This window comes from Pseudomonadota bacterium, assembly GCA_039033415.1.
Classification (GTDB): Bacteria; Pseudomonadota; Gammaproteobacteria; order Xanthomonadales; family SZUA-38; genus JANQOZ01.
In genome coordinates this window covers 176,664-202,640 of record JBCCCR010000009.1, presented here as the reverse complement: position 1 = coordinate 202,640, position 25,977 = coordinate 176,664, and the positions used below count along the sequence as shown (strand labels likewise).

The following is a 25,977-nucleotide window of genomic DNA, read 5'->3' as shown; positions in this document are numbered from 1 at the left end:
CGTGCCAGGTTGCCCGTATGCCGCCTTCCTCAAGGTTCTTGAGCAGACTCTCGCTGACGCTCCGGCTGATACCGCAGCTGGTTAGATACCCGGAACAGGCGGCGGCAATCGGCTCACGCTGAGCTAGATCTCGACCGGCCAGCTGGGACAGGCTCTCATCGAGCAGGCCGTGCATGCTGCGTAGCTCGCGACGCATAGACTCCATCTCCGCCAGGGCGAGGTCGTTCCCGCCAGACGGAGCCGGTGCAGCGCTCATCACGGCGTTGGCGGCAGCCTGCGCCGGATCCGGGCCGTCCTTAATCTGCGTGACGATTTCGGTACCGTCGCCGGCGGCGTTGCAGGAGATGATGATCGCATCGCCTCCCTGCTCACGCTTGATTTGCCGCATGACGGTGCGGGCGTCTGGGCCAAAATACCGTTTCAGCTTCATGCGCCAGCCCCCAGCGCCGCCTGCGCAGAGCCGATATTGGTCACGATGCGGATCCGCTTATCGTCCGGAATTTCCTGGAAGGACAGCACATGCAGGCTGGGCATCACGGGTCTCAGCAGTCGCGACATCCACTGGCGCAGGGCTGGAGACACCACCAGGACCGCGGGTTGGCCCTTGCGCTCCTGGTTTTCGGCGGCGGATCGAATCATGGTTTGCAGCTTCTCAGTCAGTTCCGGTTCTGGTGCAGCGCTACCCGCGGCACCACCTGTTATTGACTCAAGCAAGATCCGTTCCAGATTTGTTTCGAGAGTAATTAGATCAAGTTCAGGTTCCAAACCATTGATTTTTTGGCAGATGGCACGGCCCAATGCGGCGCGGACGGCTTCAGTCAAAGCGCCGGGATCTTGACTGCTGGGCGCGTTTTCCGTCAAAGCTTCGGCGATGGTCCGCATGTCCTTGATCGCCACCCGCTCCGCCAGAAGGTTCTTCAGCACCTTCACCACCACAAACATCGGCAGGGCACCGGGGACCAGATCTTCGGCGAGTTTCGGCGCATGCTCAGCCAATCGGTCGAGCAGCATCTGGGCCTCTTCAAAACCCATGAGGTTCGACGCGTGATCGAAGATGATGCGGCTGAGATGCGTGGCGATGACGGTGGGGGCATCCACGACGGTGTAGCCAAGCGCCTGAACCTCCTGGACGCGGCTAGCGTCGATCCAATAGCCGTCGAGGTTGAAGGCTGGATCGCGAGCCGCCACCCCTTCAATCGGGAGCGTGGCGTCGCCGGGATTGATGGCAAAGTGGCGGTCGTGAATGATCTCCGCTTCGGCGACCGGCACGCCGAGGACGCGCACCCGATAAGCTGAGGGCGCCAGCTCGAGGTTGTCGCGTATGTGCACCGGCTGGATGAGAAAGCCAAGCTCCTTGGAGAGCTTCTTTCGAATGCCCTTGATACGGGACAGCAGCGGTCCACCCTTGCCGCTGTCCAGCAGGGGTATCAGCTTGTAGCCCACCTCGATACCGAGGATGTCGGGGCGCTCGATGTCGTCCCAGCTCAGTTCAGCCGGCGGTAAGGGTTCCGGTTCTGACGCTTTTTCCGCTTCGAGGGCCTGGCGCGCGCGCTGTCGGCGGGTCTGCCACGCGGCTCCACAGACCGCCAGGGCCAGGACCAGGAAGACCATGGTCGGCATGCCGGGGATCAGACCGAGAATCGCCAGGATGCCGGCCACAACAAACATGGACTGGCTGCTGCCGAGGACCTGGTTGGAGAACTGCTCGCCCATGGACGACGGGGCCGACGCGCGGGTGACCAGGATGGCGGTGGCGGTCGACAGCAGCAGGGAAGGGAGCTGGGCGGCGAGGCCGTCTCCGATCGTCAACAGCCCGTAGCGCTGCAGCGCGGTTCCCAGGTCTAAATCATGGGTCGTCGCGCCGATCACAATGCCGCCAATCAGATTGATCAGCAGGATGAACACGCCCGCGATCGCGTCGCCCCGGACAAATTTGCTGGCACCGTCCATCGAGCCGTAGAAATCCGCCTCCTGAGCGATCTCCTGGCGACGGGCGCGCGCCTGTTCCTGGTCGAGGAGGCCGGCGTTCAGATCGGCGTCGATCGCCATCTGTTTGCCGGGCATGGCGTCGAGGGTAAAGCGGGCGCTGACCTCTGAGACCCTTCCGGCGCCTTTGGTCACCACGACAAAGTTGATCAGGACGAGAATCACAAACACGACAAAGCCGACGGTGTAGTTGCCCCCGGCGACAAAGTTGCCAAACGCTTGAATCACCTGGCCGGCCGCCGCGTCGCCGTTGTGCCCGTTCATCAGGACGATTCGGGTTGAGGCAATATTGAGGCTCAAGCGCAGCAGCGTGGCGATCAGCAGCAGGCTGGGGAAAACCCCAAAATCGAGGGGCCTCGTTGAGTAGACGGTGATCATCAGCACCAGCAGACCGAGCGCGATGTTGAACGTGAACAGCAGGTCCAGCACCAGCGTGGGAACCGGCACCACCATCAGGACCATAATCGTGATGAGCGCGACCGGGATGGCGACTCCCTGAGCAATAAAGGATCGGACCTGGGTGAGCGCGTTCATCGAGCCTCACGCCTGAGCTTCTCGGGGATGTCTTCGTCACTGATCTTCGGCGGCCGCAGTCCGGGCGTTTCCGCCAGCTGCATCACGTAGATGATGACCTTCGCGACCACGCGGAACAGCTCTGCCGGCACCATCTCTCCCTCCTTCACCGAGAAGAACAAGGATCGCGCCAGGGGCGGTGCGGAAACCACGGGCAGCCTGCGTTCGGCGGCGAGGGTCCGAATCTGTTCAGCGATGACGCCCGCGCCCCGCGCCAGGACAACTGGAGCCGGAAGTCCTTCGTCATACTTGAGGGCCACCGCGTAGTGGGTCGGGTTGGTGACCACCACGGTCGCCTCCTCGAGCGCCTGCTCCAGGCGCCGGGTAGCGGCCTGCATCTGCAGCGAGCGGATCCGCTGCTTGACCTCCGGTCGGCCTTCCGTGTCTTTGTGCTCATCGCGGAGCTCCTGATGGCTCATCTTCAGCTTCTTGAAGTGCTGGAAGAGCTGAAACGGCACGTCGATGGCCGCGATGACCAGCAGGGACAGGCAGACAATCAGAAAAAAGCCCAGGAGCATGCCGCCGGTGCTTTCGAGGGCCTGCGAGATGTCCTGCCGGCCCAGCATCATCAGATCGGCCGACATGAAGCGAAACGCGACGATGCCGACGGCGCCGACGAGGACAAACTTTAAGATGGCTTTGCCCAGCTCGACCAGGGCCCGCACGCTGAACATGCGCTTCAGGCCTTTTCCAGGGTTGATGTTGGAGGCCTTGGGCGCGGCGCCGGCAAGGCGGAAAATCATCCCGCCGGTCATCAGGGGTCCGGCGAGCGCAAGGACGGTCAGACCCACCAGGATCGGCAGCACGGCGCTGAGCGCTGAGTCGCGCGCCACGGCCATGGCCTCGCTGAACTGTGCGGGACCCTCGGTCAGACCCTGGCGAAGCGCGCTACCGCTGGCCCAGACAAAGAGGTTGCTGGAATAGCTGGCAATCTGCTGGATGGCGCTGGGGCCAAACAGCCAGATGATCCCGCCGCCGCCGAGGGTGATCAGCAGCGTATTGAGCTCCCGGGAACGAGCGACCTGTCCCTTCTTGCGCGCGTCCGCCAGGCGTTTGGGTGTTGGGGGTAGATTACGTTCCTGGGAATTGTCGTTTTGTTCGCTCATCCTTGAGCTCCCGAAAACAGCTTGCCGGCCGCCTCAAATGCCTGTTCAAACAGACTGGCGGTGGCGTCCAGCAGCGTCCCGATGTTGATCATGACGGCCGCCATGCCGATCAGCATCATCAGCGGAAATCCCACGGCAAAAACGTTGAGCTGAGGGGCGGCCCGTGTGATCACGCCAAAGGCCAGGTTGGTCAGGAGCATGGCGGCAATCACGGGCAGCGCCAGGCGCAGGGCGTTGGCGTACATGGCCATGGCCCACTCCAGCAGCGGCGTTGCGCCCCCGCTCAGGTTGCCCTGGCTACCCGGTGGGAGCATCACAAAGCTGTCGTGAACCATGTTGAGCGCCACCAGGTGGCCGTTGATGGCAACAAACAACATCGTGCCGAGCAGCACAAACTGTTGACTCATGGTCGGCACCGAGGCGCCGTTCTGGGGGTCAACAATCGTGGCAAAACCCAGGCCCATGCCAACCGCAACACATTCGCCCGCAATCGTGAGAGCGGCGAACACCATCTGGATACACAGCCCCATGGCCAGGCCGAGCGCCATCTCCCACAGGGCGATCGGGATGAGACTAAAGCCGAAGGTGGGGACTTCATAGCCGGGGGGCAGGGTGCCGACGGTCAGCGCGGCCACGGTGACCGCCAGCAACAGCCGGATTCGTGAGGGCACGCCGGTGGAACGAAAAACCGGCGTTGCCATCAGCAGGGCGCTGACCCGCGTCAACGCCAGCAGGTAGGTCACGACAAGCCCTTCGAGATTCAGCGCGGCCAGGTCGAAGGGCAGGATGAGCGGCATCGATATCATCCCAGCAGTGTCGGGATGCTCGTGACCAGCTGGCGCATGTACTCAACCAGGACGGTCAGCATCCAGTGCCCCATGACGGCGGTGGTCACCAGCACGGCGAACAGCTTCGGGATGAAGCTCAGGGTCATCTCCTGAATCTGGGTTGCAGCCTGGAGCACGCCGATCGCCAGGCCGACACAGAGTGCCACCAGCAGGATCGGCGAGGCCACCAGCATGGTCGTCACCAGCGCGTGACGGCCCACGTCGACCAGGGTCTCGGGCGTCACGGCGGGCCTCCGAGCAGGAAGCTGGAGGCTAGGGTGCCAAGGATCAGGGTCCAGCCGTCGACCATCACAAACAGCATCAGCTTGAAGGGCAGGGAGATCACCAGCGGGGACAGCATGACCATCCCCATGGACATCAGGACGCTGGCCACTACCAGGTCGATGACCAGAAAGGGGAGCAGGAGCAGAAAGCCGATCTGAAAGGCGGTCTTGAGTTCGCTGGTGATGTAGGCCGGAATTAGTACGCTCATCGGTATCGGCGTATCCGCAGACACCGGCAGCGGCCCGCGCATGCGAGAAAAGAGTTCCACGTCCGCTTCGCGCACCTGATCCTGCATAAACAGCCGCACCGGTTCACGGCCGGCGGCCAGGGCCTCCTGAAAAGAGATTTCCTGGTCGAGATACGGCGACAGCGCATTGCTGTTGATCTCGCTTAACACCGGCGCCATCACAAATACTGTGATGAATAGCGCCAACCCGATCAGAATCTGATTGTTGGGCGTCTGCGCAAGGCCAATACCCTGGCGAAGAATCGCGAGGATGATGATGATGCGGGTAAACGGCGTGAGCATGATCAGTGCCGACGGCAGGAGCGTCAGCGCGGTCATCATCAGCAGCAGCTGCAGGGTGACCGAATACTCCGTGGTGCCACCCTCGGCGGGTGAGGCGACCACCGCGGGTAGACCAGGCTCAGCCTGACCGAAAGCGGTGCCGGTCGTCAGGATCAACAGCCCAAGAAGGCTCAAGATTCGGGAGAGATTCACGCCGCTGCCTCCGGCTTGATCTCCACGGCCGCCGGTCCTGCGGGCGTGCTGGCCAAGCGGTTGATCGAGCTGGCCGTCACGCCAAGCAGGATCTGCTCACCCTCAAACTGAACCACCACAAGCTTTTCCCGCTGCCCCAGGTTCATGGAACTGCGTAGCTGCAGCGCCGACTCCCGGTTGCCGGCCAGGTGGGGCAGTCGCATCCGCCGCGCCAGCCAGGCCAGTGCGCCCATCAGGCCCAACACAAGCAGAAGGGCGCTCAACAGCTGCGGCAGCATCTCCGTGACGTTCACGTCAGTTGATGCTCCGGATACGTTCCCGGGGGCTGATGACATCGGTGAGCCGGATTCCCACCCGGTCGTTCACCATCACCACCTCACCGTGGGCAATTGGGGTGCCGTTGACCAGCACGTCCATGGGCATACCCGCCGGCTGGTCGAGTTCGAGGACCGAACCCTGACTCATCTGCAGGAGGTCCCGAATCGCGATCCGGGTGGTGCCGACCTGTACCGACAGGGTGACGTTAACGTCGAGGATAAGCTCGAGATTGTCGAGGGACACCGCATCCCGGGTGGTGCCGATATCGGGCAGGTCCGGCTGCGGGGGTGGCATGTTCTCCGCACCCTCGTCGGGGCCGGCTTCCGTGGTCTGGTCGTTACTCATGAGGGTTTGCTCTTTGTTCAAGGCGTGGAATGTCGTTGGACGGTTTGGCCACCGGACCCAGGATGTGGACGGCGTTCATGGATCCCGAGACGCCCAGCAGGCCTCGCAGCAGCGGCTGGCCGTTGGCACACAGGACCACGTTTTGATCGATATCAACCGGAATGAAGTCGCCAGGGGCCACCCGTAGCAGGTCACCGATGCCGAGCGATACCTCAGCGGCTCGGGCGGACAGCGTGACGCGAGCCTCGGTGGTGGCGTAGGCGATCTGCTCCTTCCAGGCTTCGTCGGATGTGCCGGGATCGGCCGGCTTGCCGAGGAGATCGCTGAAGACCTCCGGTGCAGCTGCCAGGCAAAGCTCGCCGCCGCCGTCGCCGATGGCCAGGTTCAGCCGCAGAACCGCTAGCGTGGTTTCGTCGGACGGGCCGGGCAGGGCAACCGGGTTGGTTTGAAAGTCGAACCGAGCCTCAACACCCGTGCCCTCCCTACGACCCAGCACGGCCATCACCGTTTCCAGAAATTTCTGGGAAATCCGGTGCTCGATCCGGGAAAGATAGTCGCGATTGGTTGGCTTGCCGCTGCCACCGAAAAGCGCTCCGACCATGGACTGGGCGGCGTTTCGGCAAACGGTCACCAGGAGGCCTTCTTGGGCCTGGCGTAAGGCGATGCTGAGCATGGCGGTTGGGCTTTCGATGGTTTGCCGAAATTCGCTGTATTCCATCAGCTCGGGCTGGGGACCGCTGACCACCGAACAGATTTTGGACAGCGGTGGCTCGAGGCTGGGAGGCAGCCGCTCGATCAGGCGGTCGACAAGTGGCTCAACGTCCGGCAGTCCGCTGGTCTTAATCGCCGGCGGATTGAAGATATCGTAGCTGCTGACCTCGTCCGTTAAGCCGTCCCGAATCTTTTTCTTAGCGACGGAGTCGGCTTTGTCGAGCAGCGCGTCGATCTCTTCCTGGCTGAGGATTTCCTCGCTGCTCATGTCACTGAAACACGAACGTGGTGAAAAAGACTTCTTCGACGCCCGGCTCGCCGGTGTGTTTCTCGAGGATCTCCTGAGTGAGCTTAAGCACGCTCATCCGCAGCGCCTCGCGGCCTTCCAGCGTCTGCAGCTCACCGAACTGGGTTTGGCCGAGCTGACGGTAGATGCCGTCAACAATCGCCGGCATGTGGTTGCGGATCTCCAGCACCGTCTCGTCTGAGCGGGTGAGAAACTGAGCGACCAGCTGCAGGTAGCGTTCCTTGTTGCCGGAGCGGAAGTTGACCACTACCGGCTTGTCCATGGATTCGTAGATGGGAGGCGGCAGTTCCTCCTCCATCTCTTCAGCCATTTCCTCACCTTCCATCGGCGGCGTCAGGTCGAACGGGCCGACCTTGAGCACCAGCATGGCGACCATGGCGACCGTGATCAGAAGGTTGGCGCCGACTAAGATGGTCAGCAGCTTGCCCGGGCCTGCGGCGGGTGGTGCGGCGCCGCTGTCGAGTTCGATGGCTTGGTCCGGCATGTTTCTGTCCTCAGGTAAATCTTTTGTGAGAACAGAAAAGCAAATATGATGCCAAAACTTAACTACATGATTTTTATGTAGTTTTCCTGGCGGGTGTCGGAATAATGACGACGGGAGTCAATACTCCGTCAGCGGGGCCGCAGCCCCTTAAGCGTAGAGGTCCAGCGAACGCTCGTCGTCGGGGTTCTTTCTAACAATGACCGGCGCAGCAGCCTCGACAGCATTGGGGCTCTGCTCAGGAGTGGACGGGCCGGTAAGTTGGGCTTCCTGAGCGAGCGCTTGCTGCTCCTGCTGCTGCGACTGGCCCATATCCAGAGCAAGCTGGGCCATCCCCATACCTTCTTCCATAAACAGCTGCCGCAGCCTGGGCAGGGCGCTGGAGAGTTCGCGGTACAGGTCCGGATTGCTGGCCTCGATGGACACGCTCGCCTGGTCAGCATTCAGCGCGATGCGGATGTTGACCGCGCCGAGTTCGCGGGGATGGAGCTGGAGCTGGGCTTCGCGCTGCTCCCCCTTGACCATCATCTTCACCTGGTCGGCCACCTGGACGACCGGCGTCGTTTGAACGTTGCTGCGGTCTGTCGACAGGGCGGTGCTCAGCTCGGCGGGTGCCGTATTGACCGCCGGCGTCGCCGTCGGGTTTACGCTGGAAGCCGGCGCGGGCGGCGGGTTGCCGGTGAGCTCAACGGCGCCGCGTCGTAGCGTAAACAGGCCGTCGCCGATCGCCGATGCCGCCCCCAGCGTCGTTGCGGCGAACAGGGATGCAGACGCGTTCGGCTGAAAACCCGCGAGGGGCTGCCCCTCCGGGGCCTTGACCGATGTCTGGGTGGTGGTCGAATGGGTCTGATTCGCCAGCAGGCCGCTGCCGCTTTGGCTGTCGATGAGTGGACCCGTGCGACCCGGTTTCTCCGAGCTGCCGCCGGGCCCGGCATTCGTCGGCACGGCAGGTTGAACCGAGGCCGCCGTCGTTGACCGCGTCAGGCTGCCCGGCAGCGGCAGAGTTGTTTCCTCGACCAGCGGTTTTGGCTGGCCTGCCTCAGCGCTTAGCGTGGTCAGCAGCAAAGGCGAAGCGTCGTCCCCGGCGCCCAGAGTTGGGCCAGTCGCTGGCGCCTGGCCCGTCCCTGGGCCCTGAATGGCCGTCCCTGCTTCGCTGGGGAGGCTTCGAAAATTGGTTGCAAGGGTTTCGATCCGCGGGCCGTTTTCGCCCGCCGACACGAGCGTTCCGTTGGCCAAGCCGTTGATCAATCGGTTGTCGACGGCGATGCGCTCGGCATGCCCCGTCACCGATGGCGGGGCCATGGGTTGCCCACCACTGGTTCCCGGCCAAAATGGCGTCACGAGGACCGGCTGCTGAGGGTCAACCTCCGCGATCAGGACACCACCGCCGGAAGCTTCGTCCCCGGGCAGGGTGCGGGGCTTGTTGGTGAGCAGATCGGAGAAGCCCGTCGATGATTCGCTCTGCTTGGGTCCGGCCTGGGACTGTGACGACGCGCCTGCGGCGGCAGCGCGGCCGGCAAAAAAATCGGCCAGGGCCGGGACGTTCTGGGCAAGGCTTTCGCTCATGGGGTTCGGTACCTCAGGTTGTGCTGGGCAAGTTCGTCATGCTCTTTGGCGCTGGTGCGTTCCAGGCGTTGGTTCTCTACCTGCTGAACCTTTTCCAGAAGCGCTTCGGTCGCCAGTGAGCGTGACCGCTTTTCGCGCCAGTTCATTCGATTGAGCTCAAGTTCCTGCGATTGCCGCGTGATTGCGTCGCGCTGCTGGGTAATCGCCTTGCCGAGCTGTTCCGAGAACTGCCGCTGCCGGCTCCAGGACGCCGCGTCTTTGCGAGCCCCCTCACGCTGGCCGAGATTCTCGTAATGCTGGTTGTAGTTCAGCAGCTCTTCGTGAACCTGCTGTCCTCGGGCCAGCTGCTGCTGCGCATGCTGGACCTCGCGCGCCGCCAGCATTTCTTCGAGCTTTTTGAGTTCGACGATCCGCTGTATGCGCTTGGTGCGATTCATTCTTCGGCCTCCGGAAATAGGGCGCTGAGCGCTGCCAAACCATCATCGAAGCTGACGTTGGCTTCCATCTCCTGGCGAAGGAACTCCAGCATTTCCGGTCGCCGAGCGATGGCCTCATCAACCAGCGGGTCGCTGCCAGCGGAATAGGCGCCAACCGTAATCAGGTCTTTGTTCTGTTCGTAGGTGGCGTACAGGCGAAGAAACCGGGCCGTTAGGCGGCGGTGTTCACCGCTGGTGACCGCCGGCATGACCCGGCTGATCGAGCGCTCGACGTCGAGCGCCGGATAGATCCCGGCCTCGGCCAGGGCGCGGCTGAGCACAATGTGGCCATCCAGAAACGATCGAGCGCTGTCGGCCACCGGATCATTATGGTCGTCTCCGTCTACGAGCACCGTATAAACGGCGGTCAGTGAGCCTTCGCCGGGACCGTTGCCCGCCCGTTCGACGAGTTCGGAAAGCCGGGCGAAGACCGAGGCGGTGTAACCTTTGGTTGCCGGCGGTTCACCGACCGCCAGCGCAATCTCGCGGTGGGCCTGCGCGTAGCGCGTCAGCGAGTCCATCAGCAGCAGCACGTTCTTGCCCTGATCCCGAAAATGCCGAGCGATGGTGGTCGCGCGTTCGGCGGCATGAATACGGTGCACCGGGCTTGTATCAGCCGGACTGGCGACAATCACCGACCGCGCCTGGGCCTGCGGCCCCAAGATGTTGTGGATAAACTCCTGCACTTCGCGGCCTCGTTCGCCGATCAGGCCAACCACCACAACGTCTGCGGACGTAAAACGCGTGACCATGCCCAGCAGGACGCTTTTGCCGACGCCACTGCCAGCAAACAGTCCGATTCGCTGGCCCTGGCCGATGGTGGTAAATGTATTGATCGACTGCACGCCGACGTCTAGCGGTCGATTGACCGGGGCTCGCTCCAGCGGGTTATCCGCGCTTTCGGAGGGCGTTACCCATTCCTCGGCGCGGAGCTCACCCCGGCCGTCCAGCGGCCGGCCCAGACCGTCGATAACCCGGCCCAGCAGGCGCTCGCCCACCGCGGTGCGTGCTTCGGTCAGCACCGGCACCACCCGGGCGCCGGGCCGGATGCCCTGGCTGTCGGCCAGCGGAATGAGGAAAGTGCGGTCGTTGTCAAAGCCGACGACCTCCGCTTCGATATCCAGCCCCGGATTCAGGATGCGGCAGCGAACGCCGATGGGTACGTGGATACCCTCCGCCTCCAGCGTCATCCCCACCGAGCGCCGCAGGCGACCGCTGACGCTGAACGTGTTGACCCCGTTAAGGCCGGCACGACAGGCGTTGAGCTGGTCCAGCCACTGGTCGACGGTGCGGGTCTGCAGCATGTCAGGGTTGGCTCTGTGACGGGTTGTCCCGGGTCGAACGCCTTGGCGCCGATTGACCGAGGGTAGATTCCAGCAGCTTTTCAAGCCTTGTCTGGAGCCTTGCATCGACGGTGCTGGCGCCGGCCCGCAGCTCACAGTCGCCGCGCTGCAGCGAGGAATCGGGGACAATCGTCAGACCCGGCAGCTCGAGCTTCAGCTGTTGCTCAACGAGCGCTGCGTCTTCAGGATGAAGGCTTAACTCTGCGGCGTCCTCCGGTTGAGGCAGAGCTCCAAGCGCCTCGGTGATCACGGCCTGCAGCGCCTGCGGATCGGCGGTCAGCTCCCGGCGTGCCAGCGCCGCACCGGTTTGCAGCGCCAGCTCCACAAGCGTCGCGAGCAGCTGCTCGTTAATGTCTTCGTAGGGGCGGGTCAGGCCTTCAAGGAGGTGGCGTACCGCAACGGCGTCCCGCCGGCGTTCACCCTCCACCTGTTCCTTGGCTTTTTGCAGTCCCAGGGCGTAACCCTCCTGTTCAGCCTTATCGAACAGAACCTTCAAATCGTCGGACGATGGCCAGGGCGTTCGGCCGATCGGTACGGTCTTAAAGCTCGAGCCCGACGCGAGCTGCGTCAACGGAATGGGGGCTGAGTTCGCCGCATCGTATTGCCCAACGGGCATGATCTGGCTCACCCGGAGTTCCTTAAACATATTCCTCAGCTCCTTTACCACCCAGGTTGATGGTGCCCTCATCCGCCAGCCGCATGGCCACGGTCAGGATTTCCTTTTGTGCAACTTCCACGTCGCTGACCTTCATCGGGCCAGAGACCTCCAAATCATCACGCAGCATCTCTGCTGCACGCTTCGACATGTTGCCGAAGAAACGTTCCCGCAGCGCCGGTGCAACACCCTTCAGGGCCGGAATCATCAGGTCCTGAGGAACCTCGCGCAGCAGCTTCTGGAACCCGCGGTCGTCCAGCGAGTTCAGGTTCTCGAACACGAACAGGAGGTTCTCCACCTGTTCGGCCAGGTCGGCGTCGTCTTCACGCAGCGATTCCATCAGCATCTCCTCCAGCTCGGAGTCGACGCTATTGATAATATCGGCGGCGTGGTTGATTCCCTTCAGCTCGATTGCCGAACCCATGCCGCCGCTGGTCGCCAGACCTTTCTCGTCCAGCATGTCTTTAAGATGTGCCATCGCTGACGGGGGAACCTCCTTGATTCGAGCGATCCGTCCGACGGCTTCCTTAGCGATTTCCGGATCGAGCTCCGAGACCACTTCGCCGCAGTCCTCCGGATCGATCAGGGCAAGCACCGTGGCGATGACCTGAGGGTTTTCCAGCTTGATCATGTCCGCCAGATCTTTTGGATCGATCCAGCGCAGGGCTTCGATCCGGGCCGACCGGCCGTTGTTGCCGATGCGGTCCAGGACCACGTTGGCCTGTTCTTCGCCGAGCGAGTCGGTGAGCATCTTTCGCGTGAAGTCCGGGGCTTTGATCCGGAAGGCGGTTTCCTCTGCCACTTCCTCCTGAAACCCGGTGTTCACCTCCTGAACGTTCTGCCAGGAGACTTTTTCCAGTTCCCCGATGGCTTGGCTGACCAGCTGTACCTCTTTGCTGTCGATATGCTTCAGGATCCGCGACGCGGCCTCCTCGCCGATGGACATCAGCAGGACGGCAGCGCGTTTGGGGCCTGTCAGCTCTTCGCTCATGCCGGGTCGGCCAGCCACTCAGATACCACCTGCGCCGCGCGGGCCGGATCCTCGGCCACGATGCTCCGCGACTGGCCGACCATCTGGTTCATCTGGTTGGAGTCCAGATGGGCCAGCGCGTTTTGGTCTTCGGCGGTCTCGATGGGCTTCGGCTCGGGCAGAGCTGGAGCCGTGGACAGGTTCCGGAAGGTTGGCCGGAAGATCGTCAGGAGGAGCAGCACCACGCCGAGAGGCGCCAGCAACTGCTTCCCCATCTGCCACAGCCACGGCTGTTCCCAGATCGGGGCCGCGACCGCGGGCTCAGCCTCCGGCGGCTGATAAAAGGCGACGTTGGCAACCTCCACCGTGTCGCCGCGCTGCGCGTCAAAGCCGACCGCTTTCTCGACGAGCGCCTGAATCCGCGCCATTTCATCCTCGGATCGTGGCGTCAGGGTGACGGCACCCTCTTCGTCGATGCTGCGCATGTGGTCAACCACTACGGCAACCGACAAACGCTGCAGGCCGCCAGGGGCGTACTGCGTGTGGCTGACCTGACGATCCACCTCGAAGTTTCGATTCGCCGTCTTGTTCGATTGGGTTGGGGTAGCCGGGTTCTGTGCCGCCGGGTCGTCGGCGCCAATCTCGGCGGCCGGCGGCGGCTGGTTGCTCAGCGCACCGGGAATCCCTTGAGCTTCCATCTCGCTGGTGGTGGATTCATTGGTTTGTTCACTGCGCAGCGCGATGGTTTCCGGATCGAACCGTTCCTCGGTCTGTTCGCTGCGGGTAAAGTCCACCTCCGCAACTACCTGGGCATGTACGCCGTTGGAACCGATCACAGGGGTAACGATGTCGAGGATGCGGTCCATGTAGCGCTGTTCGAGCCGCTGGGTGTAGTCGAGGCGCTCGCTGTCGCTGGAGAACTCCTCCTGCTCCACGTCTTTGGTCAGCAGGCGGCCGTTCTGGTCAACAACTGTGACCCGCGCCGGTTCCATATCGGCAACGCTGGCGGCCACCACGTGGACAATGCCCCGCACGTCGCGCTCGCTTAGGCTCTTGCCGTCGTAAAGGTGCACAATGACTGAGGCGGAAGACTGGCGCCGGTCGCGCAAAAACGCGCTGGGCCGCGCCAGGGCCATGTGGACCCGCGCCGACTGGACCATGCTGAGGGAATTAATTGAACGCGCCAGCTCACCTTCGAGGGCACGCTGGTGGCGGGAGTCTTCGCTGCGCTGAGTCATCGTGAACCCGACATCCTGATCGAGCAGCTCGTAGCCGGTGCCGCCGGCGCTGTTGTTCAGCAGGTTGTCCGCCGCCAGGCGCAGGCGCGCGGTGTGCACGTCCGCCTGCGGCACCAGAATGCTGCCGCTGCCGAGGTCGAGCCGGTGCTTGATGCCGTTTCGACTCAGCGCGTCGATCACTTCCGCTTTCTGCGAGTCGGGAACGTTGCCCAGCAGCAGGGTGTAATCCGGCTGCTGGCTCCACAGCACCCCAGCACCGGCCAGCGCCAGGGAACCGGCCAGCAGCACAATCAGCGCAGCCTGGCGCAGCCCGGGCAGGCGTTCGAACCCGCTCCAGGCTGCAGCCAGGCTGTTGCTGTCGGCGTTGGCCACCGCCAGGGAATCACTCTCCGCCATGATGTCAGGTCACTCCTTTACTTTGCTTCTGGCGTGTCATTGAGGGCTCGCTTCAGTCCGACTTCCGGCTTAGACCGGCATATTCATGATTTCCTGGTAGGCCGCTACCAGTCGATTGCGAACCTGCGTAACTCCTTCGAACGAGACGCTGGCCTTTTCCAGCGCGACCATGACCTCGGCAAGATTGGCGTTCGGGTCGCCGCGCTCGAAGGCGTCGGCCTTGGCGCCGGCTTCAGCCTGGACCCGCGATACGCCTTCTAACGCCCCATTCACCATCTGCGCGAAATCGCTCGGTGCAACCTCCTGCTGTGGGGTGACGCTGGGCGCGTTCTGGACCAGACCGCCTTGGGCCACCTGCCGCATCTGGGCCAGCACGCTGCTGATTGCCTGGTTGTCGACCGGAGTCATGGCGCTCGTATTTCCTTGAGTTAAACCGCTAACGCAGGAATTAGAGCAAGTACCGTGCCGAAAATGGTCGGATCCACAAAAGTGGTTAAAAGTGTTGCTGCTGCTGGTTTTTTGTCGAAGCGCTGGGAGGGCGTCGAAGGGAAGTGTCAGAAACTTGTCAGCCGTGGGTCAAAATTCTGGCTGATGAGGGAACAGTAGGGTATTGCCCCTGAGGTTGGTACTCGAAAGGGATTAAGCGCCGGCGGGAGGTCAGACCGGGCTGGCGGGCAGAGGGTCCAGCGGACGGTCAGGCTGATTCCTGGGCGGTCTCCTGGTAGAGGGACATGCCCCGACGCCGGCGCCGACGTTGGTCGAGTTCAGCCGCGCAGATGTCGCGGGTCTCCTTGACGCTCACCGCCAGATCCTCGCTCAGCTGCTGGATATGATTGAGCAGCCGGGCAGGGCGGCCGTCCGCCGGCAGTTCCGGCTGGCCAAAGAGGTCCTGCAGCTGGAGCTGAAGTCGTCCGTGCAGCTCGGACACCAGCTGCCACTGCTGCCGGTCGGCGGCTTCTCGCAGCGATCCTGAGAGCGCCATCAGCTGGCCCTGTGCCTGTTCATAGTTCATGAGAAATAGGCATCCAGGTTCACGTCGCTCGGACGGTTGGCCGGCAGCTGGTCCCACGCTGATTTCAGCGTGCTGAGCAGCGTTTGGACGTGCTGGATCCGGCCGGGGCTCATATCCAAATTGGATCGCACCAGTTCCTCTGTCATATGGCTGTACAGCGCGTCGAGCCGCTGCCCGAGCTCCTCATCCTGGTGATCCTCGCTGAGGCTCTGGCGAAGCGTTTCGACGCCGTCGATGGCTTTGCCCAGGGCCTCACGACGCTTCACGGCATCACCGCCGTCGGTGATCGCGCAGGCAACGGCGAGCTGCTTCATCGTATGTTCCATCAGGATCTGGATCAGTCGAAACCGGCTGGCGGTTTCCACTTCGCTGACGGGTCCCGCCTGGCGGTAGCTTTCGAGGGCAAATTGAAGATTCATCACAGTTACCTTAAGAGTCCGACTGGTTGATGTTGAGGTTGCTGAGCTGGTTGGTCACGAACTGGCTAGTCGTTCTCAGGTTCGACAGCAGCGTGTCCAGGTTGGCGAACTGACGCGTCAAACGTTGTTCAATGGCTTCGATCCGCCGGTCGAGCGCAACCCGCTCGTCGGCGATATCGTCCAGCCGCGTCTGGATGCCGTCGGTGCGAACGTTGATGAGCCCGTCACCGTTGATATAGGGGTCAGTGCGCTTGAGATAGGCGTCACTCACGTCGGTCAGGCGGCTCAGCGCCGCGTTAAAGTCATCGCCGATAAAAGCCTGTAGCGCGTCGTTGTCGACGCTCAGGGTCCCGTCCTCGGCGGTGGTCAGGCCCATCTCGAGCAGTGAGTCAGCGCCGAGGCCGCTGAAGCTGCCCGATACGCTCAGGCCCGTGCGCAGGCTGTTGATCAAGCCCCGCAGCGTGGTGTCGCCAAAGAGCGTGCCCGACTGGCCGCTTTCGGGATCGAAGGAGGCGAGCTGGCCGTTGAGGCTCACCAGACCGTTGTAGGCTTCGGCAAAATCATTTAAGGCCGACGTGATGTCCGACTCCCGATTGGCCACCTTGATCACGGCGGCAGATGTGCTGACGGTCTCGAGGTTGAGCGTCAGGCCCTCCACGGCGGTAATGCCGGTGTTGCTGGCGGCGCTCAGGGACAGGCCGTTAACCGAGAAGGCGGCGTCCTGCCCGGCGACCGTCTGCTCGAGGTTCGTGGCCGCGGCGTTAAAGGCGAGCGCCGAGAGTCCCGACGTGTCGGTGTTGTTACCGTCGTTGTCCGCAACGGTGATTTCCAGCGTGCTCTCAGCGCCGCTGCTGTTGGAGCTCAGGACCAGGCGCGGGCCGTTGACGTCCGTCACAATCGACGCGGTAACCCCGGCGTTGGCTTCGTTGATGGTGTCTCGAACGGCGGACAGGCTCTGGTCGCCGGGTCCGATTTCAATAGTGACCGGGGTGCGCCCGGCGTCGGCGGTAAAGCCGTTGTAAACGTCGCCAACCGAATCGTAGTCGGTGGTGCCAAGGGCGATGGTGATCGAGCCCGAACCCACCAGCGTGTCGCTGGAGGCAAAGGCGGTGGTAGCGAGACTTTGCTGGGTCGCCAGCTGATCCACCTGAACTGTGTAACTCCCGAGCGCTGCGGTTTCGTCGGCGCTCGCGGTCAGGGCTTCGATGGCGCCCGAAACGACCGCCGATTTACCCGGCGTCAGCTCCGTGAGTTTTTCCGCCGCGTCACGCAGTGACTGAACGGCTGACGTCAGGTTGCCGAAGGCGGAGAACTCGGCCTGAAGACCGGCCTCCCGGATCGCCAGACGCTGCTGCGTGGGGCCACGTTCAGCGGCTACCAGCTGGTCCAGCAGACCCTGCAGATCGATTCCTGATCCGACGCCTAGAGATGAAATGGACATGCTTAGCTCCCTGACTCAATGGTGCGCTTGACCGCCGGCAAACTGTCGCCCGCGGTGGTTGTCAGAGAATGCTGCAAAGGTCATGCCGTTTCGTCGACCGACAGGCTGATGAGTGAGCCGTCAGCGAGCAGACCATTTTGCGACCAGTATTCGGCCAGCTTCATGGTCGACTCAGCCGGAATCTGTCGAATCACCGTATCGGTTTCTTTGTCGATCACCTCGATCACGGCGGTTTCGGCAAACTCGCTCGCCTTGAGACGCACGCTCCGTTCCTGGGCTTTCAGGACCTGGTTAATGTTCTCAACGGCAGAAAACAGCGTCTCCGCTGGCGGCGGTGGCGCTGTTTGTCGGGGCTCGCTTTGGGCACTCGGTTCGGTCTTCGGGGCCGCCGGGCCTGGCGGCGATGTGCCGCTGGCGCCCTGGGCCGGGTTCCGGGAAACGAGCTTGGTCATGTCATCGTTGGATACTTGCATGGCAGTTTCCATTTATCGCCATCTAAAGGATGGCCCGGCGCTCAGGCCGGGCCACCTTGCCGCTTATAAAACTTACTGCAGCAGCGCCAGCACACTCTGTGGGTTGGCGTTGGCCTGACTCAGGATCGACAGACCGGCCTGCTGCAGAATCTGACCTTTCGTCAGTTCTGCGGTTTCGGTCGCGAAGTCTGCGTCCCGAATCCGGCTTCTGGCGGCGGAGGCGTTTTCCACCGTGCTGGCCAGGTTGGCAATTGCAGACTCAAAGCGGTTTTGAACCGCACCGAGGCTGGCCCGCTCAGAGGAGATCGTCTGCAGCGCAGAGTCGACAATCGCCAGCGCGTCCTGCGCACCCTGAACCGTGCCGATGTCAACGTTAGCCACCGTTGAAGCGGTTGAGGCGACAGCTGTGTTGGCCGCCACGTTCAGGATGCTGCCCGCGGTTTCCGCCACACTCGACTGCACCGAGTAGTTCTCAGCGGAGTTGAAGGTGACCGTGCCGCTGACGCGGGTGCTGTCGGCTGCGCCGGTAACAAGATCGGTACCGGTTGCGTTGCCGGCGCCCGTGACCGTGAGTTCCGTCAGCGCGGTAGACGAGGTGAAATCGGTGATTTCGATGTCATCACCGTTGGCGTCCGTCAGCACGATCGACGCGTTGTTGTTGGTGAGCTCGGCCGAGACACCGGTGGATCCACTGGCGTCGTTAATGGCGTCAGCCAGGTTCGTCAGATCCGCGGCGGACGTGATGTTGGCCGACACGGTGGTCGTGGCGTCACCGCTGGAACCCAGCTGGAACGTCACAACCCCGGCAAGCGTCAGGCCGCTCAGGGTCGCCGAGTTCGTGGCGGTCGCGGAGACGCCTGTGGGCCCGGTGTTGCTGTTGACCGCAGCAGCGATCTCAGAGGCCGTGGCACCGGCGGTGACCGCCAACGTCTGCGCACCGGAGCTGGTGTTAAAGGTCAGCGTCTGCGCGGCGATCGTGTTGTTTGCCGGCAGCGCTGCGGCGGCGGCCGTTACCGCACCTGTACCCTGGCTGGCGCTCGTTGAACTCACGGCGGTCAGCGCGTTGTTGGACAGGTCCGTGGCGCTGGTGCCCCGGATAGTCACACCGATCACTTCGTTGACGTTGGCGCCAACCTGGAAGAACTGCTGGTTGAAGTTGCCGTCCAGGATAGTCTGGCCGTTGAATCGAGTCGTCTCGGCAACCCGATTGATTTCCGACTGCAGTGCGTTCACTTCCTGCTGCAGCGCTGCGCGGTCTTCCGACGAATTGGTGGCGTTGCTCGACTGGAGCGCCAGCTCACGAATCCGCTGAAGGTTTTCCGTGGTCTGTCCCAGCGCGCCTTCAGCGGTCTGGGCCAGCGAAATACCGTCGTTGGCGTTCCGGATAGCCTGCGTCAGGCCGCGGATCTGGCTGGTGAAGCGCTCGGAGATAGCGAGGCCGGCGGCGTCGTCTCGGGCGCTGTTGATTCGCAGGCCCGTAGACAGGCGCTGCAGTGAACGGTTCAACACATCCTGGGATGCGTTCAGGTTCCGCTGTGCGTTCAGGGACGCAACGTTGGTGTTGATAATCTGGGGCATCGTATTTCTCCGAATTACAAATTTGAGCCCACAAGGGCGTTTAACCTAACGACCTCGAAGCTCGCGGTCAGGGTGGTTAACGGCGCCGGAGAAAAAAGCTTTAACGTCTAGCTTGACAAAGCGAAAAAAATTGCAGGGCAGCTGTTACAGAAGGCGAAACAGGGAAAGGTTCTGTAGCGACAGAAAGGTTTGTTGGGCCGCTTCCAAGATGGTGCTTTCGTACTCGAACTCGCTGATCGCCGCGGCATAGTCCAGGTCTTCGATCGAAGACCTCAGGGTCTGCGCCTGAATCACGTCACGCGCATTCAGGTCGCGATAGGAGTCGATACTCGACAGCCTGACGCCCAGTGTTGCGCGTGAATCTTGATTAACCCCCAAGGCGTTGTCGATGTTGTTGAGCGAACGGTTGAGGAGGTTGGCCAACGCGGTTTCGGTGAGCGGCGTTTCGCCGTTCAGCGCAGCGCCCAGCTCGTCCAGCGTTGTAAAGATATCCTGGGTGGTATTGGTCTCAACCAGAAACTGGTCCCCGGCGGCGGGTGTGCCGATAAACGAGAGATCCGCCCCGCGAAAGCTGATCGTTCCAGGCTCCGAATAGGTGCCGGTTTGCACCAGCACACCACCGCTGTCTCTCACCTCCCAGTTGGTTGGATCGGTGAAGGTCAGGGTGTAGTCATCCGGGACCCATAACGATGGGTCGGAGATGCTGCTGTCGCCGGCCACCGCGGTGCCGGTGTTGCCCGCGGCGTCTACCACCTGAAATCGGCCGTTGCCGGTGGGGATGTCGATAAACACTGCGTCGCCGGGCAGGCCCATGGCAACGGTTTGATTGTCTGAGATGGATACACTTCGCGACTGACTGTTACCAAAGTAGTTGTAGGTCAGCGTCCCGGAAAGCGTGAAGGGAAGCGTGTTGGACGCGGTGCCGGAAAACAGGTATTCCCCGTTGGCGTCAGCCTGGTTCGCCAAAGCGATCAGCGACTCGAGCTGACTCAACACCTCCTGTCCGTAGGCCTCCAGCGTGCTGGGCGTATTAATGCCATTCACCGACGCCAGCGCCAGCTCACGGACCCGGTTCAGGGAGTCCGATGCTGAGACCAGGGCGTTTTCTGTGGTGCTCAGGCGCGCTTCGGCGGCGTCGGAGTTGCGAGAATACTGCGTGATGCGTTCGGTTAAGGCGCGCAGCTCCAGAATCCGTCCTGCGCCGACCGGATCGTCGGCGGCCGTATTCACCTGTTTCCCGCTGGCGATGGCTCGCTGGAGCTCCGCCAGGCGAGCCTGACCGCCGCTGATGCTGCTCAGCGTATTGGTAAAAAGCTGGGAGGTTGAAATCCGGTTCATCTCACCGACCTGATCAGCGTGTCAAAGATTTCGTTGGCGACGGTGAAAACCTCCGCCGCGGCGGTGTAGGCCTGCTGGAATCGCTGCAGGTTGATCGCCTCTTCGTCGAGATTCACGCCGCTGGCGTTGTTTTGCCGGGTTTGGGCGTCGTCGAGCAGTTTGCCCTGGACCACGGTGGCGGCATTGAGGGAATTGGCCTGTACGCCGACCGAAGAGACGAGCTGTTGATACGCGTCGAGCACGGATAGCGTCTGATTTTCGAGCGTATTCAGGCGTTCGACCGCGCCGAGCAAGCTGGCGTTGGCGCCGTCTCCGACCCCGCCTATGTTGTTGCGGACGGTAAATGAGTCGCCCGCGTCAGGGCTGCCGCTGATGCTGAGCCGCCACCCGTTGACATCGATGTCGCTACCGGGCACGTAGGCGATATCCGGACTGCCGTTGATCGAATAGGTTGTCGGACTGGTAAAGACGATGTCGACATCGTTGAGCAGTGCCGGGTTGGCCGGATCCAGAATCTGGGCCGCGCTGATCTGCCCGTTTCCGAGGTTTTGACTATCGGCGTTGGTGTTGAGTGCCGCAGCGGCGGCCAGTTGTCGGGGATCGGTGATGCCCAGAGCGAGATCGCTGGCGCCTTGTCGGGTTGGCCTGATCAGATAGCTGTCTCCCGCAGCCGCGCCGGGATCGACGCTGATCCGCAGGCCGTCGGCAAGAAAATCGGCGCCGTCGGGCGTCAGCGGTACCGGGCTGCCGGTGCGCAGATTGGTCAGTGTCCAGGTGGCCCCATCAAAATCCAGCTGATACTCATCGGAGGTCAGCTGGGTGATATCGTCGAACGAGACGCTGGTGGTGTCGGTGAGCAGATTGCTATTGCTATTGGCTGGCAGCAGCTGCGGCACAGCCTGGTTAAATAGGTCCAGTCCCAGGTTTCCGTCGAGATCAAGCCCGCGCTGATGCTGCTCGTTGACGCCAAATGCCAGCGCGATAGCGACTCTTCCGAGCTCGTTTTGCGCAGGATCAAGCACATCGTCCAAGAAGGACAGGGCGCCCGCGACCCGACCGCCGGCGTTTTGCGCGGTGAGACGCTGATTAGCTGAGCCACGCCCCAGCGTCAGCTCGATCTGTCGTGGATCGAAGCTGGAGCGGCCGACGGTGACCTCGTTGACCTCCACGCCGGTGACTACCGCTGAACCGTTGGTCAGCGACACGTTGAGCGACGCGCCGTCCTGGACCACCTGCACGTCGAGGAACTCCGATAGCTGCAGGATGGCCTGGTTGCGCAGGTCCAGCAGATCGTTCGGGCCGTCACCCGCCAGCTGCTGGTCGTTGATACGACGGTTGAGGTCGGCAATCTGGCTGGACAGGCTGTTGATTTCGCGGGCGTAGGCGGTCACCCGGTTCCCCAGGTCATCGCGGACGTCGTTCAGCCGTTGATCAAGCACGTTGAAGCGATCGGCGATGGAACCCGCGGAACTGAGCACCGCCGTTCGGGCCGCCACCGAGGTCGGGTCCACGGAGAGATCCTGCCAGGCGGACGAGAAGCCGTTGATCGGCGCCGACAGGTCGAAACCGTCGGCGCCCAGGAAACCGTCCACGAGGGTCGTCAACTCAGCGCGCACCTCAGTCTGGGTGAAATTGCTGGTCGCCTGCCGCAGCTGGTTATAGAGCAGCGAGTCGAAGCTGCGCCGCACGGCCGCGAGCTCAACGCCCCCACCGAGGGGGCCAACCGGGCTCAGGTTGCCTGGGAGATTGCTGAACAGCACGGATTGCCGACTGTAGCCCGGCGTGTTGGCATTCGTGATGTTGTGGGCCGTGACCGAGAGGGCTCGCTGAAACGCGGCCAGCGCCGATAGACCGATGGATTCAATTGTCATGAGCTGATCTCAGTTCCTGCCCGCCGAGAATGGCTTTGATCTTGCGAGCATAGTTCGGGTCGGTGGCGTAGCCACCGTCCTCCAGCGCCTTCAGATAGGCATCGGGGCTGCTGGCGCCGGCCGCGGCGGCGTAGCGTCCCGAGGACCGGATCAGATTGACGTAGTCTGAGACGCTTTCCGCAGGACTGGCGTAAGCACGAAAGCTGGCCACCACCTCGCGCAGCTTGCCGCCGAGGAACTCGGTGGTGGTCTGGCTGGACGTTGGACCCTGCCAGCCGGCGCTGGCCTTCACGCCAAACAAATTGTGGCTGGTGCCTCCGCCGGCACGCGTGGGAACGTGCTTTCCCCAGCCCGTTTCCAGTGCGGCCTGCGCGACGATCACCGCCGCGTCGATGCCGAGGGCTGAGGCCGCTCTCCGGGCCACTGGCATCAGCTGGTCGACAAAGCGCTGGCGTTCCCCTGCGCTGCTTCCCGAAGTTTCCGGTGTCTGGCTGACGTTGACAGACTGCGCCGGCCGAACTCCCTGGGTCAGGGTGATTGCTGGCTGTGGCTGCTGCGGCTTGCCGCCGAGCTGCGCCACCACCATTTGTGCAATACCCGTGGCGCCGCGGCCGGCCAGCGAGTCGGCGAGAGCACCGTCGCGCATCTCCTCGAACGCTGCCATCTGCTGGCGATCGAACAGTCCGCCTTCAGGGATGGTTTGACGCATCGACTTCAGCAGAATCTTGAGGAAAGCGCCTTCAAACGCGGTAGCGGCTTCGTTCAGCTTTGCGTCGTCGGTGCTGCCGGGAGCATTGGCCTGGCCAGGGACCCCCTGTGAGCCGGGGTCCTTGAGCGCCTGGAGCAGCGGCATCCCGGCCTTGTTGTCCACGGGCGTCTGCATAGTTAGATCACAGTGAATTCGGCTCGCAGCGCGCCGGCCTGCCGCAGGGCCTCCAAAATGGCAACCACGTCACCCGGAGCTGCGCCAACCTGGTTGATGGCTTCGACGATATCGCTCAGCGCCGCACCCGGTTCGATCAGGAACATCCGGCTTTCGGTTTCGGTGATGGTGACCTCGGACTGCGGCTGCACCGCCGTCTGGCCTCGGCCAAAGGGATTGGGCTGAACCACCTGCGGTGATTCGGCGATGGTGACCGTGAGGCCTCCGTGGGTGATGGCTGCCGGGAGCACACGGACGTGGCTTCCGACCACGACCGTACCCGTGCGGGCGTTCACCACCACCCGTGCTGCCGGTTCACCGGGCTCGAGCGTCAGGTTCTCAAGCTCAGCGGCAAAGCGCATGTAGTCAGTGGAATCCTGAGGCGCCTGGACGATCACGGTCCCCGGATCGGCCGCGCTTGCGGGCATGGCGGGAAAGCGTCGGTTGATGACGCTGACCAAACGATCAGCCGTGGTGAAGTCCGGCGAATGCAGGTTCAGCTTGAGGGGAGACCCAGGTGTCCGGGAGTTCGCTACCGCGCGTTCGACCATCGCGCCGCTCGGAATGCGGCCGGCGCTCGGGACGTTGAAAGTGATCGACGAGCCATCGCTGCCCTCGGCGCCGAAGCCGCCGACGATCAGGCTGCCCTGGGCAACGGCATACACCTTGCCGTCGAGTCCCTTAAGCGGCGTCATCAGGAGCGAGCCACCGCGAAGGCTGGTGGCGTTTGCGATCGAGGAAACGGTCACGTCGATCTGCTGCCCCGGTTTGGCAAACGGGGGCAGCGATGCGTGTACGGCCACGGCGGCGAGGTTTTTCAGCTGCAGTGGGGTGCCCGGCGGGATCACCACGCCGAGCTGATTCAACATGTTGATCAGGCTCTGCACGGTGAAGGGTGACTGCACGGTCTGGTCCCCTGTGCCGTCCAGGCCTACTACCAGGCCGTAGCCGATCAGCTGGTTCTCGCGGAACCCCGCTACGCTGGCCAGGTCCTTTACTCGCTGTTCGGCGTGGGTGGCGCATACGCTCAGCGCCAGCGCCAGGCCGAGCAGCAGTCGTTGGGCCAGGCTGCAGCCGACGCTGCCCGTTCCGGATTTGGTAACACTCACGGAACTCTCCTCCTTAAAGCGGTGACAGGACGCTGGCAAACATTCGCGTCAGCCAGCCCTGGCGATTGGCGTCGTGGAGCGCGCCGGCGCCTGAATAGGTGATCTGCGCGTTGGCGATCTGGGTCGACAGCACGCTGTTGTCGGTTCGGATATCGGCCCCCCGGACGTGACCGGCGATCCGCAGATACTCTTTACCCTGGTTCAGCGTGAGCCACTTTTCGCCCTGGATCGCCAGTAGCCCGTTATCCAGCACGCCGACAACGGTCACCGTGAGGGATCCGGTCAGGCTGTTGTTTTGGCTGCTGGAGCCGTTGCCGGCGAAGTCCTGGCTGCTGTCAAGCGTGCTGCCGGAGACGTCCGTGCCGAACAGCGGACCGGGCGACAGTTCAAAGCCCGTTTCTTTATCGGTGGCCGTGGAGGCGCTTTTGCTGGCGTTGGTGCGTTCACTGAGCACAACCGTCAGCACATCGCCGACGCTGCGCGCCCGGACGTCCTCGAACAGCACGAGCCGCGGCGTGGCGCTGTAGATGGCGCCATCGCTGGTGGTTGCCGCACTCATCGGCATGACGGGCAGGGCCGGCGGCACCATCGGTGCCGGCTGGGGCGCAACGGCGCAGCCGCCCAGGAGCAGGCCCACGCCAGCGGCGAGACCTATTCCGGAGCGGCTGACCGCGGCTGAGAGGATCGTTTGAAGGCGCGTCAGTTTCATAGGTTGTTATTCACGTATTCGAGCATCTGGTCCGCCGTGGCGATCGCTCGGGAGTTCATCTCGTAGGCCCGCTGTGTTTCGATCAGGCCGATCAGTTCTTCCACGGAATTGACGTTGGAGGTTTCAAGCGAACCTTGGAGCAGGGCGCCGAGGCCGTTCTGGGACGGGTTGCCGGTCTGCGGCGTGCCGCTGGCGGCCGACTCGCGAAACAGGTTCTGGCCCACCGCCTGAAGGCCGGTGGGATTGACGAAATCCGCCATCTGGAGGGTGCCGACCTGAGTCGCCTGATCCTGGCCGGCAATTTTGACGGTCACGGTACCGTCTGGGGCAATCGTCACTGTCTCTGCCCCCTGGGGCACGGTGATGGCCGGTTGCACCGGATAGCCGCTCGAGGTGACCAGCGCGCCCTCCGCGTCGATCTGGAGCGAGCCGTCGCGCGTGTAGGCCTGCGCGCCGTCGGGCAGTAGGATCTGCAGGAATCCTCGGCCCTGAATGGCGACATCCAGCGCGTTGCCGGTTTGTACGAGGTTGCCCTGGCTGAAGAGTTTCTCGGTCGCCACGGTGCGTACGCCGGTTCCCAGTGAGAGGCCGGAAGGCAGCAGGGTGCTCTCCGACGACTGGGCCCCAACTTGCCGGATGTTCTGGTAGACCAGGTCCTCGAACACCGCCCGGGCCCGCTTGAAGCCCGTGGTGTTGGCGTTGGCGAGATTGTTGGACTGCACCGCCAGGCGCGTTTGCTGGGCCTCGAGGCCGGTTTTGGCGATCCAAAGTGCGTGGTTCATGATAAATCTCCCGAGAGCG

The 25,977-nt window shown here is 62.9% G+C and carries 27 protein-coding genes and 1 pseudogene; all 28 read right to left on the bottom strand.

The features are described 5' to 3' along the window. On the bottom strand, positions 1-430 hold a 430-nt coding region (locus tag AAF358_09760; GenBank protein MEM7705825.1), incomplete at its 3' end, for a hypothetical protein. Continuing rightward, entirely contained in the window at positions 427-2,520 is a 2,094-nt protein-coding gene (gene flhA, locus AAF358_09755) for a flagellar biosynthesis protein FlhA (GenBank protein ID MEM7705824.1), read from the bottom strand. The genes flhA and AAF358_09760, both read right to left, overlap by 4 nt. Next, positions 2,517-3,665 (bottom strand): flagellar type III secretion system protein FlhB, encoded by a 1,149-nt coding sequence (locus AAF358_09750; GenBank protein MEM7705823.1) that lies wholly within the window; start codon positions 3,663-3,665, stop codon positions 2,517-2,519. Before AAF358_09750 ends, flhA begins: the two co-directional genes overlap by 4 nt. Further along, positions 3,662-4,462, bottom strand: a complete 801-nt coding sequence (gene fliR, locus AAF358_09745; GenBank protein MEM7705822.1) for a flagellar biosynthetic protein FliR — start codon at positions 4,460-4,462, stop codon at positions 3,662-3,664. The genes AAF358_09750 and fliR overlap by 4 nt, the downstream gene beginning before the upstream one ends. 5 nt (positions 4,463-4,467) lie before the next feature. Next, a complete protein-coding gene (gene fliQ, locus AAF358_09740) occupies positions 4,468-4,737 on the bottom strand; it encodes a flagellar biosynthesis protein FliQ (protein MEM7705821.1) in 270 nt (89 codons plus the stop codon). Then, the gene (gene fliP / locus AAF358_09735) at positions 4,734-5,498 is read right to left on the bottom strand and encodes a flagellar type III secretion system pore protein FliP (GenBank protein ID MEM7705820.1); all 765 of its coding nucleotides are present in this window, start codon (positions 5,496-5,498) and stop codon (positions 4,734-4,736) included. The genes fliQ and fliP overlap by 4 nt, the downstream gene beginning before the upstream one ends. Beyond that, positions 5,495-5,791: a flagellar biosynthetic protein FliO gene (gene fliO / locus AAF358_09730; GenBank protein MEM7705819.1), complete on the bottom strand. Its 297-nt coding sequence runs from the start codon at positions 5,789-5,791 to the stop codon at positions 5,495-5,497. The genes fliP and fliO overlap by 4 nt, the downstream gene beginning before the upstream one ends. Before the next feature lies 1 nt (position 5,792). After that, a pseudogene (gene fliN / locus AAF358_09725) lies at positions 5,793-6,047 on the bottom strand (flagellar motor switch protein FliN). A gap of 106 nt (positions 6,048-6,153) precedes the next feature. Continuing rightward, positions 6,154-7,140 carry a FliM/FliN family flagellar motor switch protein gene (locus AAF358_09720; protein MEM7705818.1) on the bottom strand — a complete coding sequence of 329 codons (987 nt, stop codon included), beginning with the start codon at positions 7,138-7,140 and terminating at the stop codon, positions 6,154-6,156. A gap of 1 nt (position 7,141) precedes the next feature. Continuing rightward, positions 7,142-7,663: a flagellar basal body-associated FliL family protein gene (locus AAF358_09715; GenBank protein MEM7705817.1), complete on the bottom strand. Its 522-nt coding sequence runs from the start codon at positions 7,661-7,663 to the stop codon at positions 7,142-7,144. Between the two features lie 147 nt (positions 7,664-7,810). Continuing rightward, entirely contained in the window at positions 7,811-9,226 is a 1,416-nt protein-coding gene (locus AAF358_09710; GenBank protein ID MEM7705816.1) for a flagellar hook-length control protein FliK, read from the bottom strand. Next, positions 9,223-9,663, bottom strand: a complete 441-nt coding sequence (locus tag AAF358_09705) for a flagellar FliJ family protein (protein MEM7705815.1) — start codon at positions 9,661-9,663, stop codon at positions 9,223-9,225. Before AAF358_09705 ends, AAF358_09710 begins: the two co-directional genes overlap by 4 nt. Next, entirely contained in the window at positions 9,660-11,006 is a 1,347-nt protein-coding gene (locus tag AAF358_09700; GenBank protein MEM7705814.1) for a FliI/YscN family ATPase, read from the bottom strand. The genes AAF358_09705 and AAF358_09700 overlap by 4 nt, the downstream gene beginning before the upstream one ends. 1 nt (position 11,007) lies before the next feature. Then, positions 11,008-11,691 (bottom strand): FliH/SctL family protein, encoded by a 684-nt coding sequence (locus AAF358_09695; protein ID MEM7705813.1) that lies wholly within the window; start codon positions 11,689-11,691, stop codon positions 11,008-11,010. Then, on the bottom strand, positions 11,684-12,709 hold the full coding sequence (gene fliG / locus AAF358_09690; GenBank protein ID MEM7705812.1) for a flagellar motor switch protein FliG: 1,026 nt from the start codon (positions 12,707-12,709) through the stop codon (positions 11,684-11,686). The genes AAF358_09695 and fliG overlap by 8 nt, the downstream gene beginning before the upstream one ends. Further along, positions 12,688-14,304: a flagellar basal-body MS-ring/collar protein FliF gene (fliF, locus tag AAF358_09685; protein MEM7705811.1), complete on the bottom strand. Its 1,617-nt coding sequence runs from the start codon at positions 14,302-14,304 to the stop codon at positions 12,688-12,690. Before fliF ends, fliG begins: the two co-directional genes overlap by 22 nt. 69 nt (positions 14,305-14,373) lie before the next feature. Further along, positions 14,374-14,712 (bottom strand): flagellar hook-basal body complex protein FliE, encoded by a 339-nt coding sequence (gene fliE, locus AAF358_09680; protein MEM7705810.1) that lies wholly within the window; start codon positions 14,710-14,712, stop codon positions 14,374-14,376. Between the two features lie 286 nt (positions 14,713-14,998). Beyond that, the gene (locus AAF358_09675; protein ID MEM7705809.1) at positions 14,999-15,316 is read right to left on the bottom strand and encodes a hypothetical protein; all 318 of its coding nucleotides are present in this window, start codon (positions 15,314-15,316) and stop codon (positions 14,999-15,001) included. Then, positions 15,313-15,735, bottom strand: coding sequence for a flagellar export chaperone FliS (gene fliS, locus AAF358_09670; GenBank protein MEM7705808.1), 423 nt, complete (start codon positions 15,733-15,735; stop codon positions 15,313-15,315). The genes AAF358_09675 and fliS overlap by 4 nt, the downstream gene beginning before the upstream one ends. A gap of 10 nt (positions 15,736-15,745) precedes the next feature. Continuing rightward, positions 15,746-17,176, bottom strand: coding sequence for a flagellar filament capping protein FliD (gene fliD, locus AAF358_09665; GenBank protein ID MEM7705807.1), 1,431 nt, complete (start codon positions 17,174-17,176; stop codon positions 15,746-15,748). Between the two features lie 80 nt (positions 17,177-17,256). Further along, positions 17,257-17,649, bottom strand: a complete 393-nt coding sequence (locus AAF358_09660; GenBank protein MEM7705806.1) for a flagellar protein FlaG — start codon at positions 17,647-17,649, stop codon at positions 17,257-17,259. A gap of 72 nt (positions 17,650-17,721) precedes the next feature. Continuing rightward, on the bottom strand, positions 17,722-19,227 hold the full coding sequence (locus tag AAF358_09655; protein ID MEM7705805.1) for a flagellin: 1,506 nt from the start codon (positions 19,225-19,227) through the stop codon (positions 17,722-17,724). A gap of 144 nt (positions 19,228-19,371) precedes the next feature. After that, positions 19,372-20,565: a flagellar hook-associated protein FlgL gene (gene flgL, locus AAF358_09650; GenBank protein ID MEM7705804.1), complete on the bottom strand. Its 1,194-nt coding sequence runs from the start codon at positions 20,563-20,565 to the stop codon at positions 19,372-19,374. Next, the gene (gene flgK / locus AAF358_09645) at positions 20,562-22,436 is read right to left on the bottom strand and encodes a flagellar hook-associated protein FlgK (GenBank protein MEM7705803.1); all 1,875 of its coding nucleotides are present in this window, start codon (positions 22,434-22,436) and stop codon (positions 20,562-20,564) included. The genes flgL and flgK overlap by 4 nt, the downstream gene beginning before the upstream one ends. Then, complete coding sequence (locus AAF358_09640) at positions 22,426-23,319, bottom strand: glucosaminidase domain-containing protein (GenBank protein MEM7705802.1); 894 nt, start codon at positions 23,317-23,319, stop codon at positions 22,426-22,428. The genes flgK and AAF358_09640 overlap by 11 nt, the downstream gene beginning before the upstream one ends. Positions 23,320-23,321: 2 nt before the next feature. Beyond that, complete coding sequence (locus AAF358_09635; GenBank protein MEM7705801.1) at positions 23,322-24,413, bottom strand: flagellar basal body P-ring protein FlgI; 1,092 nt, start codon at positions 24,411-24,413, stop codon at positions 23,322-23,324. A gap of 67 nt (positions 24,414-24,480) precedes the next feature. Further along, positions 24,481-25,170 carry a flagellar basal body L-ring protein FlgH gene (locus AAF358_09630; protein ID MEM7705800.1) on the bottom strand — a complete coding sequence of 230 codons (690 nt, stop codon included), beginning with the start codon at positions 25,168-25,170 and terminating at the stop codon, positions 24,481-24,483. A 2-nt stretch (positions 25,171-25,172) separates the two neighbouring features. Next, a complete protein-coding gene (gene flgG / locus AAF358_09625) occupies positions 25,173-25,958 on the bottom strand; it encodes a flagellar basal-body rod protein FlgG (GenBank protein MEM7705799.1) in 786 nt (261 codons plus the stop codon). Between the last annotated feature and the right edge of the window lie 19 nt (positions 25,959-25,977).

What these genes read in the sequence shown, in the direction of transcription:
- flhA (MEM7705824.1), bottom strand. Translation starts at nt 2,520, where the DNA reads ATGAACGCGCTCACCCAGGTCCGATCCTTTATTGCTCAGGGAGTCGCC.
- AAF358_09750 (MEM7705823.1), bottom strand. Translation starts at nt 3,665, where the DNA reads ATGAGCGAACAAAACGACAATTCCCAGGAACGTAATCTACCCCCAACA.
- fliR (MEM7705822.1), bottom strand. Translation starts at nt 4,462, where the DNA reads ATGCCGCTCATCCTGCCCTTCGACCTGGCCGCGCTGAATCTCGAAGGG.
- AAF358_09720 (MEM7705818.1), bottom strand. Translation starts at nt 7,140, where the DNA reads ATGAGCAGCGAGGAAATCCTCAGCCAGGAAGAGATCGACGCGCTGCTC.
- AAF358_09715 (MEM7705817.1), bottom strand. Translation starts at nt 7,663, where the DNA reads ATGCCGGACCAAGCCATCGAACTCGACAGCGGCGCCGCACCACCCGCC.
- AAF358_09710 (MEM7705816.1), bottom strand. Translation starts at nt 9,226, where the DNA reads ATGAGCGAAAGCCTTGCCCAGAACGTCCCGGCCCTGGCCGATTTTTTT.
- AAF358_09705 (MEM7705815.1), bottom strand. Translation starts at nt 9,663, where the DNA reads ATGAATCGCACCAAGCGCATACAGCGGATCGTCGAACTCAAAAAGCTC.
- AAF358_09700 (MEM7705814.1), bottom strand. Translation starts at nt 11,006, where the DNA reads ATGCTGCAGACCCGCACCGTCGACCAGTGGCTGGACCAGCTCAACGCC.
- AAF358_09695 (MEM7705813.1), bottom strand. Translation starts at nt 11,691, where the DNA reads ATGTTTAAGGAACTCCGGGTGAGCCAGATCATGCCCGTTGGGCAATAC.
- fliF (MEM7705811.1), bottom strand. Translation starts at nt 14,304, where the DNA reads ATGGCGGAGAGTGATTCCCTGGCGGTGGCCAACGCCGACAGCAACAGC.
- fliE (MEM7705810.1), bottom strand. Translation starts at nt 14,712, where the DNA reads ATGACTCCGGTCGACAACCAGGCAATCAGCAGCGTGCTGGCCCAGATG.
- AAF358_09675 (MEM7705809.1), bottom strand. Translation starts at nt 15,316, where the DNA reads ATGAACTATGAACAGGCACAGGGCCAGCTGATGGCGCTCTCAGGATCG.
- fliS (MEM7705808.1), bottom strand. Translation starts at nt 15,735, where the DNA reads ATGAATCTTCAATTTGCCCTCGAAAGCTACCGCCAGGCGGGACCCGTC.
- fliD (MEM7705807.1), bottom strand. Translation starts at nt 17,176, where the DNA reads ATGTCCATTTCATCTCTAGGCGTCGGATCAGGAATCGATCTGCAGGGT.
- AAF358_09660 (MEM7705806.1), bottom strand. Translation starts at nt 17,649, where the DNA reads ATGCAAGTATCCAACGATGACATGACCAAGCTCGTTTCCCGGAACCCG.
- AAF358_09655 (MEM7705805.1), bottom strand. Translation starts at nt 19,227, where the DNA reads ATGCCCCAGATTATCAACACCAACGTTGCGTCCCTGAACGCACAGCGG.
- flgL (MEM7705804.1), bottom strand. Translation starts at nt 20,565, where the DNA reads ATGAACCGGATTTCAACCTCCCAGCTTTTTACCAATACGCTGAGCAGC.
- flgK (MEM7705803.1), bottom strand. Translation starts at nt 22,436, where the DNA reads ATGACAATTGAATCCATCGGTCTATCGGCGCTGGCCGCGTTTCAGCGA.
- AAF358_09640 (MEM7705802.1), bottom strand. Translation starts at nt 23,319, where the DNA reads ATGCAGACGCCCGTGGACAACAAGGCCGGGATGCCGCTGCTCCAGGCG.
- flgG (MEM7705799.1), bottom strand. Translation starts at nt 25,958, where the DNA reads ATGAACCACGCACTTTGGATCGCCAAAACCGGCCTCGAGGCCCAGCAA.